Origin of the sequence: Lysinibacillus mangiferihumi (assembly GCF_003049665.1) — a bacterium.
Classification (GTDB): domain Bacteria; phylum Bacillota; class Bacilli; order Bacillales_A; family Planococcaceae; genus Lysinibacillus; species Lysinibacillus mangiferihumi.
Map to the genome: position 1 here is coordinate 41793 of NZ_PYWM01000021.1, position 14715 is coordinate 56507.

19 protein-coding genes and 1 pseudogene are annotated in these 14715 nt (G+C 34.3%); 14 read left to right on the plus strand and 6 right to left on the minus strand.

All coding sequences use genetic code 11. From position 1 onward, the window contains the following. Positions 1-15 precede the first annotated feature (15 nt). Complete coding sequence (locus C9J37_RS18300) at positions 16-801, plus strand: hypothetical protein (protein ID WP_235617166.1); 786 nt, start codon at positions 16-18, stop codon at positions 799-801. A gap of 537 nt (positions 802-1338) precedes the next feature. Here C9J37_RS18300 and C9J37_RS18305 read toward each other — a convergent pair. From C9J37_RS18305 to C9J37_RS18315, 3 genes are all read right to left on the minus strand, one after another. Beyond that, positions 1339-2133: a hypothetical protein gene (locus tag C9J37_RS18305; protein ID WP_107896505.1), complete on the minus strand. Its 795-nt coding sequence runs from the start codon at positions 2131-2133 to the stop codon at positions 1339-1341. Then, a complete protein-coding gene (locus tag C9J37_RS18310) occupies positions 2126-2644 on the minus strand; it encodes a sigma-70 family RNA polymerase sigma factor (RefSeq protein ID WP_107896506.1) in 519 nt (172 codons plus the stop codon). The genes C9J37_RS18305 and C9J37_RS18310 overlap by 8 nt, the downstream gene beginning before the upstream one ends. Before the next feature lie 335 nt (positions 2645-2979). Further along, positions 2980-3534, minus strand: coding sequence for a GNAT family N-acetyltransferase (locus C9J37_RS18315; RefSeq protein WP_107896507.1), 555 nt, complete (start codon positions 3532-3534; stop codon positions 2980-2982). A gap of 320 nt (positions 3535-3854) precedes the next feature. Here C9J37_RS18315 and C9J37_RS18320 point away from each other — a divergent pair, with 320 nt between their 5' ends. Next, positions 3855-4409 carry a recombinase family protein gene (locus C9J37_RS18320; protein WP_107896508.1) on the plus strand — a complete coding sequence of 185 codons (555 nt, stop codon included), beginning with the start codon at positions 3855-3857 and terminating at the stop codon, positions 4407-4409. Between the two features lie 298 nt (positions 4410-4707). Here C9J37_RS18320 and C9J37_RS18325 read toward each other — a convergent pair whose 3' ends face one another. The 3 genes and pseudogenes from C9J37_RS18325 to C9J37_RS29725 form a co-directional block, all read right to left on the minus strand. Then, on the minus strand, positions 4708-5742 hold the full coding sequence (locus C9J37_RS18325) for a hypothetical protein (RefSeq protein ID WP_201262188.1): 1035 nt from the start codon (positions 5740-5742) through the stop codon (positions 4708-4710). A 167-nt stretch (positions 5743-5909) separates the two neighbouring features. Next, a complete protein-coding gene (locus C9J37_RS18330) occupies positions 5910-6080 on the minus strand; it encodes a hypothetical protein (RefSeq protein ID WP_235617167.1) in 171 nt (56 codons plus the stop codon). Between the two features lie 15 nt (positions 6081-6095). Beyond that, positions 6096-6209: pseudogene (locus tag C9J37_RS29725) on the minus strand (hypothetical protein); the annotation flags it as partial. 608 nt (positions 6210-6817) lie between these two features. Between C9J37_RS29725 and C9J37_RS18340 the strand changes: the two are divergent. The 12 genes from C9J37_RS18340 (at position 6818) to C9J37_RS29450 (ending at position 14696) form a co-directional block, all read left to right on the plus strand. Continuing rightward, a complete protein-coding gene (locus C9J37_RS18340) occupies positions 6818-7702 on the plus strand; it encodes a hypothetical protein (RefSeq protein ID WP_107896510.1) in 885 nt (294 codons plus the stop codon). 126 nt (positions 7703-7828) lie between these two features. Continuing rightward, entirely contained in the window at positions 7829-8194 is a 366-nt protein-coding gene (locus C9J37_RS18345; protein WP_107896511.1) for a hypothetical protein, read from the plus strand. A gap of 118 nt (positions 8195-8312) precedes the next feature. Then, positions 8313-8474 (plus strand): hypothetical protein, encoded by a 162-nt coding sequence (locus C9J37_RS28385; RefSeq protein WP_167397359.1) that lies wholly within the window; start codon positions 8313-8315, stop codon positions 8472-8474. Between the two features lie 127 nt (positions 8475-8601). After that, entirely contained in the window at positions 8602-8763 is a 162-nt protein-coding gene (locus C9J37_RS28390; RefSeq protein WP_167397359.1) for a hypothetical protein, read from the plus strand. Positions 8764-8840: 77 nt separating this feature from the next. Next, positions 8841-9041, plus strand: a complete 201-nt coding sequence (locus C9J37_RS18350) for a hypothetical protein (protein ID WP_107896512.1) — start codon at positions 8841-8843, stop codon at positions 9039-9041. Between the two features lie 9 nt (positions 9042-9050). Beyond that, on the plus strand, positions 9051-9284 hold the full coding sequence (locus C9J37_RS18355; RefSeq protein WP_107896513.1) for a pilin: 234 nt from the start codon (positions 9051-9053) through the stop codon (positions 9282-9284). Positions 9285-9317: 33 nt separating this feature from the next. After that, complete coding sequence (locus C9J37_RS18360; RefSeq protein WP_107896514.1) at positions 9318-10295, plus strand: hypothetical protein; 978 nt, start codon at positions 9318-9320, stop codon at positions 10293-10295. Next, positions 10282-11682: a toprim domain-containing protein gene (locus C9J37_RS18365; RefSeq protein WP_107896515.1), complete on the plus strand. Its 1401-nt coding sequence runs from the start codon at positions 10282-10284 to the stop codon at positions 11680-11682. Before C9J37_RS18360 ends, C9J37_RS18365 begins: the two co-directional genes overlap by 14 nt. Before the next feature lie 26 nt (positions 11683-11708). Further along, positions 11709-12134 (plus strand): hypothetical protein, encoded by a 426-nt coding sequence (locus C9J37_RS18370; protein WP_107896516.1) that lies wholly within the window; start codon positions 11709-11711, stop codon positions 12132-12134. 60 nt (positions 12135-12194) lie between these two features. Next, positions 12195-14054, plus strand: a complete 1860-nt coding sequence (locus C9J37_RS28775; protein WP_201262189.1) for a hypothetical protein — start codon at positions 12195-12197, stop codon at positions 14052-14054. A gap of 40 nt (positions 14055-14094) precedes the next feature. Beyond that, positions 14095-14433, plus strand: coding sequence for a hypothetical protein (locus C9J37_RS18380; protein ID WP_235617168.1), 339 nt, complete (start codon positions 14095-14097; stop codon positions 14431-14433). Positions 14434-14570: 137 nt separating this feature from the next. Then, a complete protein-coding gene (locus C9J37_RS29450) occupies positions 14571-14696 on the plus strand; it encodes a hypothetical protein (protein ID WP_268808030.1) in 126 nt (41 codons plus the stop codon). The last annotated feature ends 19 nt before the right edge of the window (positions 14697-14715 follow it).

Below are 14715 nucleotides of genomic sequence, written 5' to 3' on the forward strand. Positions count from 1 at the left end.
TGAGGTGACTAAAATATGTTAAAGACTAAGATTAGTTATATTATTTGTTTTTCAATTATTTTAAACTTGTTTGTTTACAGTAAGTCCATAAATGCAAACTCGATTGAGTTACCCTTTTCGCAAACGAATAGTGATCAAAGTAAACACAAACAAATTCAGGAATTAGAACAACGTTTAGATAGCCTCGAACCACCTAAACCCACCACTATTCTTGATTCACCCTTTCCCTTTGAAAAAGGGGCAGATCAGCATTTTCCTACTGATGACCTTCCCATTCCAGTAGCAATAAAAGAAGGAACAAAAATTCCATTCAATGTAATAGTAAGGGAGCCAGACTATATTAGACCAATATACGAAGAACAATGGCATAGCACATATTGGGGTGGGAGATGGAGTTACGTTCCCTCTAGAATCCATTATGCTCAACACCGCATATTTCCTTTTTACGCCATTGGAATTTCTGCTGAATTAAATTTCCAGCAGAATGTGGGTATAGCTTTTCCTACTGAAATAAATGAAACAGACCTTGACCTGTATATAGTTGTATTTCAAACAAATATCACAGATGTTTATACAAAAGGTAATCAAGTTGTTGTTGTTGGAACACCTAAACGAAATGGAGTTGATGTTATTAGCATTAAAACAGGTGATATAAACCCAAGTAATATAGAGAAGTATTTATTAGTTCAATTAGCAACGGATGGAGCTGAACTTGATTATTCTTTAATTGAGTATGAACCACCAGATTATTGGTTACAGCAAAAACAAAGAAATGAACATGAAAAATCTAAAAAAAAGTGAACCTTTGCCTTATCAAGTTACTTGATAAGGCTGTTATATTAAATAATCAATCTTCTTCAACACTTTGCTTCGTTAGTCGAATAAAAAACCTCCCCAAAGCGTCGTTTGAGGACGCTTTTATCGTTCAGTCACCAAAGTGGTGTTTGGTACTTTATCTATCTTCATAAATAACTAAAATTATCTTACCACTCATAATTAATCTACGTTGTCCAATGGTAATTGCCAGTACCGATAAGACCGATACGAGGTGCAAAGAAATCATTGTAAATGCCGAATAATGCAATGCACAAAACGGCAACACCACAAAAGATAATGTCACTTTAGGAGGTAAATTGCGCTTATTTCAAGTGTTATTTTGCACTATAAGTAAATATAAAAAAGCCCAATTTCTCGCATTAAAATTAAGAAATTGGGCTTTTATTGTTGCTCCGGAAAAGCGCCCGATTGTTGAAAATCGTTATTGAACCAAAGTACCCGTTAGTGAAAAAGCTAAGATATTATAAAATAATTGCTCCTATAAACGAACTAATGAAATTTTCAATAGGGTAATGTGATTTCAATTCCTTTTGTAGATTTTTCCGTTCCTTGAGTCCATTGTTCTATTAATTCTTTCGTATTATCATCTATATCAGCAACTGTCACACTTATTTTTTTATTAGTAATCCATTCAATATTAGTTATGGGCCAATTATAGTAACTAAAATACTCATGATATAGAGTTGGAATTCTAGATTCACCATTTGAATCAAAATTAATTACGACAATTCGTTGTTTTGTTTTTTCACTATTTGAAAGTAAAAACATGACATTATCTTGATTTGGAGAATAGATGAGTTCACTTGTAATAATACCTTCTCCTAAAGGAGCCATTGTACTCGTTTGACTATCTAAAGTAAGATACGCACTAGCACAAACAGCTTTTCCGCAATCAAATGTTACTAGATATGATGATGAAAATTCATTTTTTATGGGTTTATATTTTAAAGTCGATAATACATCTTCCTGTTTGCCATATTTATTTTCTAATATATAATTCAAGAAAACACTATACTCTTGATAATCAAGTTCTATAACTTCACCATTTGATGGATCAATCATTGGAATTGAGTCAGGAAGGTTTGCTGAAGTAATAGGCTTACTTTTTTCACTAATCATAGAAAAAACAAAAATAAGTGTGGCTGCGAAAACAGCTATACTTACTATAGCAGGGAACAATGGTTTACTCTTTTTTGAATAAGTTGGATTTTGTAGTTGAATTTTATGAACAACATTTCTCTGTTGCTGCGTTGTATCACCGATTTTCATTTTTAATTGTCGTTTGATTTCATTCATTTAAAAGCACCTCCCATTGTTGAGTAGATAGCAGATCCTTCAATCGTTCCCTCGCTTTTTTTAATCGATAGTTAATCGTACTTTCTGACGTATTTAAGATATTGGAGATTTTCTGTATAGTTAGTTCATTATAGTAATACAGAATAATGACTTCTCGAAATTTAATAGGCAACGATAAGATCGCTTCTGCCACAATCAATTTTTCATCTTGTAGAATAAGTTGATTTTTGTTTCGTATAATATCTGTAAAAATATTGGTTAATGTTTGTGTCCTGTATCGCCAGCTTTTCAAATAATCCTTACATCGATTAATTGCCATTCGCGTTAAGTACGTTCTCAAACTTGCTTGAGCTTGAAATTGCTCCGACTTAACCCAATATTTAATAAATACCTCTTGTACAATATCCTCAGCAGTATTCCAATCTTTCACGTAAAGATAGCTTAGCTTAAGTAAATAATCATTATTTTCATTGACAATAGATTGAAATCTTTCATCCTCTAGTGGGTTCATAAGCATCTCCTTTCTACATATTAGACGAATTGAAAAGCATGAAAATCTAATTTTTATTTTTAAAAAATAAAATTCCAAACCTAAAAGCATTGGCTTGGAATAAAACCTGTTATTATTGTTCTAAGTGAAAGTGTATTCTTTAGAATGCTTCATATACTTCTTCCTAAATCAATCGCTTTCTTAGATTTGTCACTTTAGGAGGTAATTTGCGCTTATTTTAAGCGTTATTTTGCACTATAAGTAAACATAAATAAGCCCAATTTCTCGCATTAAAATTGAGAAATTGGGCTTGTATCGTTACTCCGGAAAAGCGTCCGATTGTTGAAGATTCAAATTCAATTAAGGTCCAAATTTTTAAAGAACTCATCTTTAAGAATACTCATTCTTAAACGATCAACAAACTCACCATTCCTTAAGCGATCTTGTCTTAAAATTCCTTCTTCAACATAACCTATTCGTTTGTATGATTTAATCGCATTTACATTATCAACTTCTACTCTTAGCCAAATTTTATTAAGTTCTAATTCATTAAAGCCCCATAAAAGCATTTCTTTCATTGCAGATAATCCATATCCTTTACCCAAAAAGTATTTATTACCTATTGCTATGCCTAATTCAGCGTGTTTATTTGATTTATCAATGTTCTTCAAATCAACCCACCCTATATGTTTTCCTTGTTCAGTTACTATCGCTTTTTGTTCATACCCATTTGTTTTATCAATACACATCTTAATCCAGTTTTGAGTTTCTTCTCTGCTAAATGGTGGATATTTATCTGGTATATTTAAGTGTTTTGTTATTTCTTTATCTAAACACCATTGATATCGGTCTTCCACGTCATCAAGAGTTAATTCTCTTAGTATAACTTTCGGCAGTATTTTATTTTCCATTTTTTATATGCCTCTTTTAAATGAAAATAGTATTTTATAATTTATAAAGTATACCATATTTTAACATAAATACCTATTATCCAAGAGATGTTATTCAACAATCTGGCCCGATTGCTGAATAAAGTTAAAAAAGCACACATATTATTATTTGTTCCAAAACTCGTCCTTTTCTGAACACGCTAACTTTTGATTAGAAAAGGGAGTTTTATAATGTCTTGAATGTAATAAAACCCTGTTCAATATTCTATGTTCAATAACCTACTCATTTCCATCTTATGTTACAATGAAATCAGAGTAAAAATGAGAAAGAGTGATAACTGGTGTTAATTGGATATGCACGTGTATCGACAGGATTGCAAAATTTGGATTTACAAACAGATGCGTTAACGCAACATGGCTGTACAAAAATTTTTCACGATAAAATGAGTGGGGCAAAAAAACAAAGACCAGGTTTAGAGGAAGCACTTCAATATGTACGTGAAGGCGATACAATTGTTGTTTGGCGTTTGGACCGATTAGGACGCAACATGCAAGACTTGATTCAAATTGTGAACAACTTAAATGAACGAGGTGTAGGCTTTCATAGTCTTCAAGAAAATTTAACAATGGACAAAAGTAATGCAACAGGACAATTAATGTTTCACTTGTTCGCAGCGTTTGCGGAATTTGAGCGTAATCTTATTGAAGAACGATCGGCTGCTGGACGAGCAGCTGCAAAAGCTCGTGGGCGACTTGGTGGGCGTCCAGAGAAGTATGGACCAAAAGATATTGAAATGATGAAAGCTTTAATTGAAAGTGGGACACCGATTAAAGATGTTGCGGAAAAATGGGGTGTTTCTCGCACGACGATTTATCGCTATTTAGAAAAACAGTAAACCAGAAGGGTGGTTGCTGTCTATGCAAAATGAATATTTTCTTAATAGGCTTCGAATCTAATGTTGAACAAAAGGCATATTGCTAATGGTGAATCTATATTGAAAGCAAATCATTTATTCACATTTTATAATGAAGAATAAACGATAAAAGTAAAAACAATTCATCTGGTATAAAAAGAGGTAAAAACAATGTCCATAGAAAAACTGCACCTCCAATTTGTTAGATTTTGTCTAACAATTGGGGTGCAGTTCACATTCGTGGCTTTTTAAAGTATTTCCAAACTTACATGTGGGAACGTTATTTGTATGGATTATTAAGTATCTCGATTGTGCCTTTTTTTGAGATTTCGTCAATAAGTAGTTCTTTAATGGCGATATCTATATCTTCAAAACTCATATTCTCCCTAAAACCTTTTGTTGAATCAAGCCACTCGCAATTCATTGTCCTATCAAATGTTGCTTCACATGTTCGTCTTGGAAACATCCCTAATGTGGTATCAAAAAAATTAGTAGCATATTTGTAATGATGAGTATGAATGAAATTATTCCATGAATCCAAAACATCATCTTCATCTCTAATATCAATTATTTCAATTTCCTCTAAGCTTCGTGTATCAATTGAACCCCATGCTTGTTTCATCATTTCAATTGCAGCAATATCGCTTGCTGGAGCACTATATCCAAAAATAGTAACCATATATGCTTTCTCGAGAGCATTGTTTAAACTTTTCCATGATTTTTGGATAGCAATATCACTGTTATAATCCTTTTGCTTAACTGGATATAATAATTTTATTGGTTTAAGTGGTTTGTTACACTTACATTTACTTCCAATATAACCTATAGCATTATCTTCTTCACAGTAACCCACAGCAACGTTTCCATGTAAAAAAACAAGATTAGGAAGATTTTTAGTATATGAAAGAGCACGTTGAAAAGCTTGAACTAGAAGAGGGTCCCAGTTAAATGTGGCGATTAGATCTTTTTGGGTAAGACTTAGTATTAGAAAATCATAAATAGTGGGTTCGCTTGGTAGCTTATAGTCACTCATAAATTTATTAATAATTACTTCTAATTCAGATTTCACCTCGAGACACATAGGTTCAGTTGCGCTACGTTCATCTAATTCCATATAAATATCTTCAAGGTTATCTGATTGTGTATGAATAGAAACTTTGTTAAGGATATGTCCAAGCCCTAACCTTTCTATAAATCCACTCATTGCAGATATTTTCTTACCATACTTATCCCCATTTGGTATAGCAGCACAACTTGCGCCTGCTCCTAGAATTACTACATGAGGTCTTTGCTTCATTTTAGTTTCATAATTCACTTAAACACCGCCTTTACTAATAAATTTATACTTAATTCCACTTTAAATCCATTAATTATTATTTATCGAGAAACAGATATTACTAGGAACACTATTTTTTTATTAAAAACCAATTGAAATTGGAAGAAAACAGTTCACCTTAAGGCGAACTGTTCATTAATGAAGGGTCATTTATTTTTGTCTTTATTCTCTTTTTGAAGCAATAATTGAATAGCAGTTGTATTGTTATTAACAGCTTCGGTTAAAAGTCCAAGAGATTTATCAAACTTCCAAAAAATCAACAAAAACGCCACTATAGGAAATCCTACGGTTGAAATCGCTTGAATTAGTCCTTCCATACGTCAAATACCCCCTCATGACGAAAATTCCAACTCTTCAAAATCTCTATCTGTGGCACGAGACATGTAAACAGTAGCCCCTTTAGCTTCCAATTTCTTTTGAAGAATTTTAGCCATATTTAAAGTGACTACTTTTTCTTTTTACGCTCATTTAAAATTCCACCTTTATTTTTTTTTGAAAACCGGCTTTCAATAATAAAGGTAAAAATCCACGTAAAATAACAACTGGAATTTTAAAAAAGTTTACACCTCTCATTTAACATCAAGTACGCAACTGAAAAAGATTGTTTCTTATGCGCTCATCGTAAAAGCCAGGTACCTCTGCAGCATCCGATCTAGTCAAAAGCTGAAGCCTTTTTATGGACCACCAAAAACACTAGGTACCTAGCTGATAAACTTGTTCCTTCTGAACGCATCAATCAAGCTGGTATCTCTGCAGCACACAAGCCGGCCAATACTGAAGTTTGTTTTTGACCAAAGAAAATTCTGCCTTTACGGTGATCCTTTGATCACATTAGGTTATTGGACTTTTTCTGGACTTTTCTTGGACTTTTCTTGGACTTTTTCTGGACTTTTCTTGGACTTTTTTTGCGAAAAACTGTGCTAAAGTATTAGTATCAGAAGATTAGGATATTACAAATAAGCAACTACATCTATGATAAATCAGGATCTTTCCTCTATAGGGAAGGTCCTTTTCTCTTCTGATCTACTTTTAGTGAAAAGGAGGTGAATAGAAAATGAAGGACCTTACTAAACAACAGATTTATGGTTATGGTGCTGAGCCTGTACAAATTTCAGACGTATTATCCTATGTAGAAAGTAGAAAAGAAGCATATGGGAATAAGCCAAACATTAAAATTTTCATGTATGGTGATGCTGGAAAGTGGCATGTGGATGCTGGTGTTCACTATAAAGGACATAATGGTAGAGAAGAGTATCAACCTTTTCTATTAAAGGCATATAAGCAGTATGGACGCGCTGAAAATTATGCAAAGGCTCTTGCTAAGGAACATGGTTTTTCATTTGAAGGACTTAATCAAGAACTAACAGATGAAAGCATGTGGTTACAGTATCAGAAACGGATATACGGAAGAGATACATTAACAGACAACCTAGAAGATGAAATGGCGAAGCATGGTTCAGAGTTGATGCAGACGATTGAAACATATGTGGTTGGTGATGAAAAGGAGAAAGCGTTCCTATCCAAACAAGAGCTTGAACAAATGTTAAATGATCATTTTACACGCATCGAAGAAAGCATGGCAAGTTTACTTAAATCCAATGAGTTGCAGAATAAAAAATCATTCGGTCACTATTTAGTGGAGATGAAGAAGCAACTGAAGGACCATAGTCAACATTTTAAAGACAGTATCATTGAACGTACTACAGTAACCAAACAAAAACTGAAGGACAATGCAAACGGATTACTGAATAATGTTCGAGATGGTATCACAGAAGTAAAAGAATCAGCTAAAAACACTGTGAAACAGGCCATTATCAATATGAATGAACACTTAAAGGATTTTTCTACAGCGATTGATCAGAAATTATATGAACATGAACCTGTACAACTTGATAGAAAAAGTAATAAAGCTATGGCTGCTCTGGAACTTGAACGATAGGGATTCACCAAAAATGGGGGATTCCTTTTTTCGTATCAAAAATGGGAGGGGGATATGTAATTCATGGGTTCACAAGCTGTTCTAGTGAATGGAAAACATTTAGATTTAGCCATATTAGTGGAATAAATGAATGATGAACTACGTGAAAGGTTACATGATGAAATGATTGTACCAAGCGATCAATTATATATCGACTGTTACATTCAACGTGCCTTTTTGAAAGATCCAGAATTTATTCAAGTATTAAAATCTGAATTTGGTGCTTCACCCAACGAACTAGATCCTTATGAAGAAGCATTTGTTATTCAGGAGAATTACGGTTTATCATCGAATACTGTTGAGTGGGGAAATGAAAACCTTCTAAATATTTTGAAGGAAAACGTCCCTGAAGATTATCAGAAGTTTTTAAACTACCAATCTGTATATGAACAACAGCAGAAAGAAAAAGAGCCTTCTAAAAAGGTAACTAAATTATGCGACTTGGAGCGTTAAATTAGGATTCGCCAGAAATGGTGAGTCCTTATCTTTTGGCCCACACACAAATAAATATTGCGAACTCAAAAGAGGCTGCTAACCTCTTTTTTTATTGCCTTAAAAGGAGGTGAAAAATTTGAATAACTACAAAGCAGAGATTACGTTAGTTATCATCGTACTGGTTCTATTCGGTAGTATGGTAGCATTCTCAACGGGCATTATAGATCCGTTAATGGCAAAAATCGGAGCAGGCTGGACAAAGATGGTAGACAACGTGTTCAGTGGGCTAGGCATTTAAATAACCATATTACTTTCTTTTAAAGTTCGACAGGCAGCTTAGGACATGGCCGGAACTAAATAGGATGAACTCAGAAGAGGGCGTTGTGCACTCTTTTTTTTTATGCCATTAAAAGGAGGTGAAAAATTTGAATAACTACAAAGCAGAGATTACGTTAGTTATCATCGTACTGGTTCTATTCGGTAGTATGGTAGCATTCTCAACGGGCATTATAGATCCGTTAATGGCAAAAATCGGAGCAGGCTGGACGAAGATGGTAGACAACGTATTTAGCGGATTAGGTATTTAACAAAGAATATTCTTTGTTGAATTTAGGGAGCAGAAGATATTAATCTTCTGCTTTTTTTTATGGGAGGAGAGTAAGAATTGACACAAACAGATAGAAAGCGTCTAAAGGCTAAACCAGACGGTTTTGTTGAAATGGAATCGTTAGTAAAAGAAATATTTGCGGCACAAGAATTGTCTTATTTTGAATGGTTACATCAACAACATCAGGCATGTGTATTGGATTTCAATATAAAGAATAAAGGGAGCATCGCTTCATTGGCTAAAGATAAAGAAAGGTAGGGATTCAACATGGATAATGCCATTACGCTTATTAATAATATTGCAACTGACGTACAGAAATTTGCTCCTGCAGTAGCTGGCTTGGTCTTAATTTTTATTGGACTAGTCTGGATGTTTGCTAAAGATCCGCAAAAGAAGGAAAGTGCACAATCTTGGCTAATGAATGTATTCATCGGATTTGCCATTGTTTATCTAGCTGCGTCTTTTGTTGCTTGGATGACAGGAAAAGTATCAGGGTTCTAATCTAAATGCTTTGGTGAGGAAGGAGAATGTGATGTGTTACGAAAAGTTTTGATTCGTTTCAAGGATGACGGTGATTACTTTAGAGAGATTGACGAAGAGCGAAATTATTTTTTTACCGAAGCTGAGGAAATTATTGATAGGATTCGAGACAGACTTATAAAAGAAAAAAGAGAAGCCTCCACTAAGTCTTTTGAATTTTGGCTTGATGGACAATGTTTAGTCATTAGCCAAGTCCATTTTGACAAAAAAGAAAGTCTCCAAAAGCAATTAGAACATACAATTCTAACATTCGATAGTTGGGAAGAGGACATGCGCCATAAGTATGTCAATACTTTAAAGGGTTATGTTGAGGAAGAAAAGCAGCTGTTCATCAATAAAGAATTTGTAACATTTGTGACTCGCTATGATCAACTCTTTGGTATTTCTACCTTTGCACCATTTCCAATTTGTTTAGATACTTCACAATTGAATCAAATATATGGAACTATGCAGCCACTTGTTAAAACAGGTTTTTATTCGGAATTAGAGCAAATGATGGCAGCAATAAAAACTGCGTTGGAAAAGGTAATATATGATGCTGGAAAAAATCTAGACGGTGCAGAAAAAGATTTTCTTCAACAACAAAAGTTGTTAGAGGAAAAAGTAAATACCCTGCTACAAGAGGAGACAATCTTTAAATCATTTACTCAATATGCCGGAGCTAGTTTTCAGTCTGTAGGAAAACATCGCATCGATGCATTATGCCCTAATTTTAAACTGTACCAAACTTTACAGCTGACGCTGTTTTCAACTTTTGTAGAAAAAAACAGCTTTGCTGAAGCGTACGAGATACATTTAACGTTTACTTCTGCTTTAAAGGAAAAATACGATGCTATTTTGACACAAGGCTTTGCATTAGCCAATGATGAAATGATTGAATCTCTTGTTCTAAATCCAGTTTTACAACAGTTTAAGATAGATATTGAACAGCAATTACAAAGAGATGAGGTGAAGGAGGATGAGCCACAATAAATTAATTTATCAAGATATAAATGAGATGTTGGCAGAACTGAATGCAAAGGATCGAGGCCGATATTTTATTTGTACTTGTCCAGAGTGCCAGCAACAGGAAGCGTTTATTTATAAGAACAATATGAATTTTATTCAATGTAATCGTGAAAATACCTGCGGTGAGCGTTTTATTTTAACATATGAGGAAAAAGAGACTGAAATCTCTTATTCTACTGAAAAAGAAAAAAGTAAAGGTCTTACAGTTAAACAGGCTAAACAATTGGATGAGTTTACATCGTTAATTAATCATGTTCTACACAATATAGAAAGTGATACATTGGACAATGGCTATCGAGGTCTTTCACGCTCAACAACTACACCGTTCATTGCTGATTTTTCGAAACCAGAAGGCGTAAAATTAATGTTTGATTATGCGAATGGGCTATTACCGAAAAATTATGCAGATAATGATTGGATGTGTCAAAGAAATCTTGTATTACCTCTTTTCGAGGAAGATGGTCGTGTAGGTAGAATATTATTACGTTCATCAATCAATCCGAACCTTGAACCTAAAGAAATCCAATTAATTGTTAATCCCTCAAATGATGCGAGGGATTTTTTTGTGGATATTCCTGAAGAATCACAAACTATTGTGATTGGAGAGGCAATATTAGACTCTCTATCATTTCGTGAAGTAGATGAACAGGTTGGGATTATGGCGTTAACTGGTTCACGTAAATACAAAAGTCTTTGCAATTACATCAAAGACAACAAGGAAAAATTACGTCAGAAACGATTTCTTGTTGCAATGGATGATGATGCTGCTGGCTATAAATCTGCAAAAGAAATAAGTAGTTGTCTCGAAGAAGAACAAGTTGATTATCAAATTTTTATATACCCTGAAAATTGTAAAGACGGTAATGATTTTTTAGTAAAAGAGACAGAAAAGTTCCATCGATATTTTCAGTTTTTTGATAAGAAATTTGAAGTAAACAGCAGGAATTACATTGACATTAAGAAGTCGATGCAGCATGTAGTTATATGTGATTCTAGATTAGATGCCTTATCATTCCGAAGTGCTCATCCAGAGTGTGGTGCATTGGTTTTAGAGGAAGAGGGAAAAGTTGATTTTAAAGAACCAATCATGAAGTTACTATTATCCAAGGAATTACAACAAAAAACGTTTATTTTGGCTATGCCACATACAACTGAGGGCCAAGAAGTAACGAGAGAATTGATTGATTTTTTTAATAATATGGATTTGAAATACAAAGTTTTCGAATATCCTGCTGATGCCTTATCGCCATTAGAATTTTCAGTGGATGATCCTAAGTGTTTCAAGAAATGTGTTGAGCAACAATTTTTCAAAAAAGAACATCTAATGCAGAAAGTTCCATATGACCGGTAAGACATAGGAAAGGAGAATTTTATCCCATGACGATTTTTTTAAGGTGGCTTATACCGCCATTGGCAGTCGTAGTTTTTATAGGTTTTATTGTCTATGGGGCAACTATCCAAAATATATCTACACGTACAATGGCTGAAACAGAAGTTACATTGGAAGCTGCTCATGTAGGTGCAATTCGTACACAGCTTGATGAACAGGGTCAACTAGAACAGGATACTTTGTATTTAGACAAAAATGAGTTATTGGAAAATTTGCTTGCTGAAATAGCAACAACTCAAAAAAACCTTAACTATAAACTTCAAGTAAGTTACGTTTTTGTAGATGCTGCAAGGAATGCAACAACCATCGATAAAGATATTCGAGGCATTCAGTACCGAACGCAATATATTGATAAAGATGGCACAGTGAAGGGAACTGCCGAACGACACTTAACATTGAATGAAATGGAGTAGGCACTCGCCAATTTTGGTGAGTGCCTTTTACTTAAAAAGGGATGGGGGTGAATCACTAACATGTCAAATCTAAAAGGTGCAGTTTTAGCTATGGCACTTTGGGTTGGTGCAGTGTTTCCTTTCTTATTAATGTTAGGAATAGATTCCTTTCAACAGCGTATTTATCTGAGTACAACAGAAAAAGTAGCAGATCTTGTGAGGCAAGAAGGTGGCGTTTCTAATCAAGTAATTCAGGTAGCAAATAAATTAAAAAACAAAGGTTACACAGTGACCTTTTCAAAATCAGGCCTTGTTCAGTTTGGAGAAGAAGTTGTCATTCGTTATAGGTATGAATATCCAAATGTACGAGGCAAGCAAACGTTAGATACACAAAATAAAGTAGTGATTACTAAGCGTTCTATGGTTGCAGAAGGTGGTAGTAATCCACCAGTGTCGTCAATCAAAACATATACTGGGACAACATCTGAATCGTTAAATTCTAATGGAGAATATACATTTAGGATTCCAGGATTAAAAAATTTACAACATGTTACTTCAAATACTGGGAATGTTGAAATTGTCTCTGTTAATGGCGAGAACGTTACCGTTAAGGTATCAAAAGGCGCAGTCATTAGAACTGTTCAAACAGGTGGAGTATATGTACCTACTGATTCAAAATTTGTTACCGGAGAAGAATCACCTGATTACAATAAAGATGGTTATACAGGGAGATTAGAACAATACCTTCATAGTGGAAGCCTACTGCCTGTTGATAGTAAGCAAATTACAGATGTAAAAACATCGCTATTGCCTAATAACTTCCCTGGGTCAATCGTTTATGCTATGAATGGGTATAGTGGCATTTTGATGAAAAATGGTGGCCCAAGTAGGAAGGTTATAGCAGGAGAATATATTCCTGCGGATACCAAGTGGATAGATGGTGCTACAGCTGAAGAATGCAACCAGAATGGTTATGCAGGGACATTAGAACCCTATGTGATAAGTGGGGAGTATATTCCAGAAAAAATCATAACTGATTCATTGACAAATAAAACAAATATATTTCCTAATACCATAGTAAAAGATGGAGTAACACTGCATAAGACAGGTAATCCGATCCGACAGGTAGTTACAGAAAAAGAAACCAAGAATGTATCCGTAAAAATAGAAGAATCTGAATGGAGTTTCAAGAAAAATACCGTTCCAGTGACTTATCAGTATTCTAAAGATGGTTATACAGGAATATTGGAGGCTACCGGGGAATCTAGTTTTCTATTTAAAAGTGTAACACATTGGCGACCAAGTGATCCTTATGCGGTCATGCACTATGTGACAGACTCAAGTCAAGCTATAGGCGATTTTGAAAACTTGAAATTTGAAAAACGTATAGAAGGAGAGAGTCTCGTTGATTTTTTTAAACGTACTGCACTCTCTAATTATATTAATCCAGAAGTAATTCCAAATAGTTGGCGATGGGCGAGTGATATAGACTATAAAGATTCTATGGGTGAGGCATCTATCTACTATGATAAGGTTCCTGGAGTTTGGAAAAATAGTGTAGTATCATGGTTTTCAAATTGGGGTTACGACAAATATTCTGTTAGACGTTTGTATATATTTGACTTCATATTCGATTATGTCAAATGGCAACAAACTTATAGCGGAACAGTAACTAAAGAAGCAACATATCAATATACACAAGAATACAGTGCTGTAATACCAGAATCAGATTCGCGAGTGTATGCCTATAAAGGATATGTAACAAAACCAGCTGTTGATACACAAATTTATGAGTATATACAGAATTATGCAGGTATAGTCACAAGACCTGAAATAGATACTCGTGTTTATAAGTATCAAGGAAAGGTAATAAGACCCTCCTCTGATTCTCGAATATATGAGAATTACTATCAATATGAATTGAATTTTGATTATCTTTGATAACCTTTCATAGTGAACAGAAAGGAGTGAACTATTTCGTATGTCTAACCTAAAAGGTGCCATTTTAGCCACAGCGATTTTTGTTGCTGTGGTTTTCCCTTTTCTACTAATGATCTCTATTGATACTTTTCAGCAACATGTTTTTCTGAAGGTAACGGAAGAGGTTACAGAGCTAGTCAAAGAAGAGGGGGGCGTATCAGAAAAAGTTGCACAAGTAACTGATCGATTAAACAGAAACGGATACACTATTACTTTCTCAAAGCCAGGGACTGTCAAGTTTGGCGAAGAAATTGTCATTAGATATAAGTATGACTATCAAAATGTGCGTGGTAAGAAAAGGTTAGACGTTCAAGATAAAGTCGTCATTATGAAGCGATAGTTGGAGAGGTTTCACCTGGCTACTACTACAAAGTGGATAGATGATATTGTAGTTGAAGATTATCACCAAAACAGTTAAAAAGGGACACTTGAACGTTATCTGAATTAAAATTCCAATATATGTAGGTGGGAAAACCGATGAAAAAGAGACTACTAACACTTTTGTTTTTTCTATGTGTTGCTTTTGTAGCTTATGTAAATATGGATAACAAAGATATAACTCCACAAGGAGAAGAACAAGAAATCAAACACGTTCGGATGTAGTAACTACATCTAGGACGTG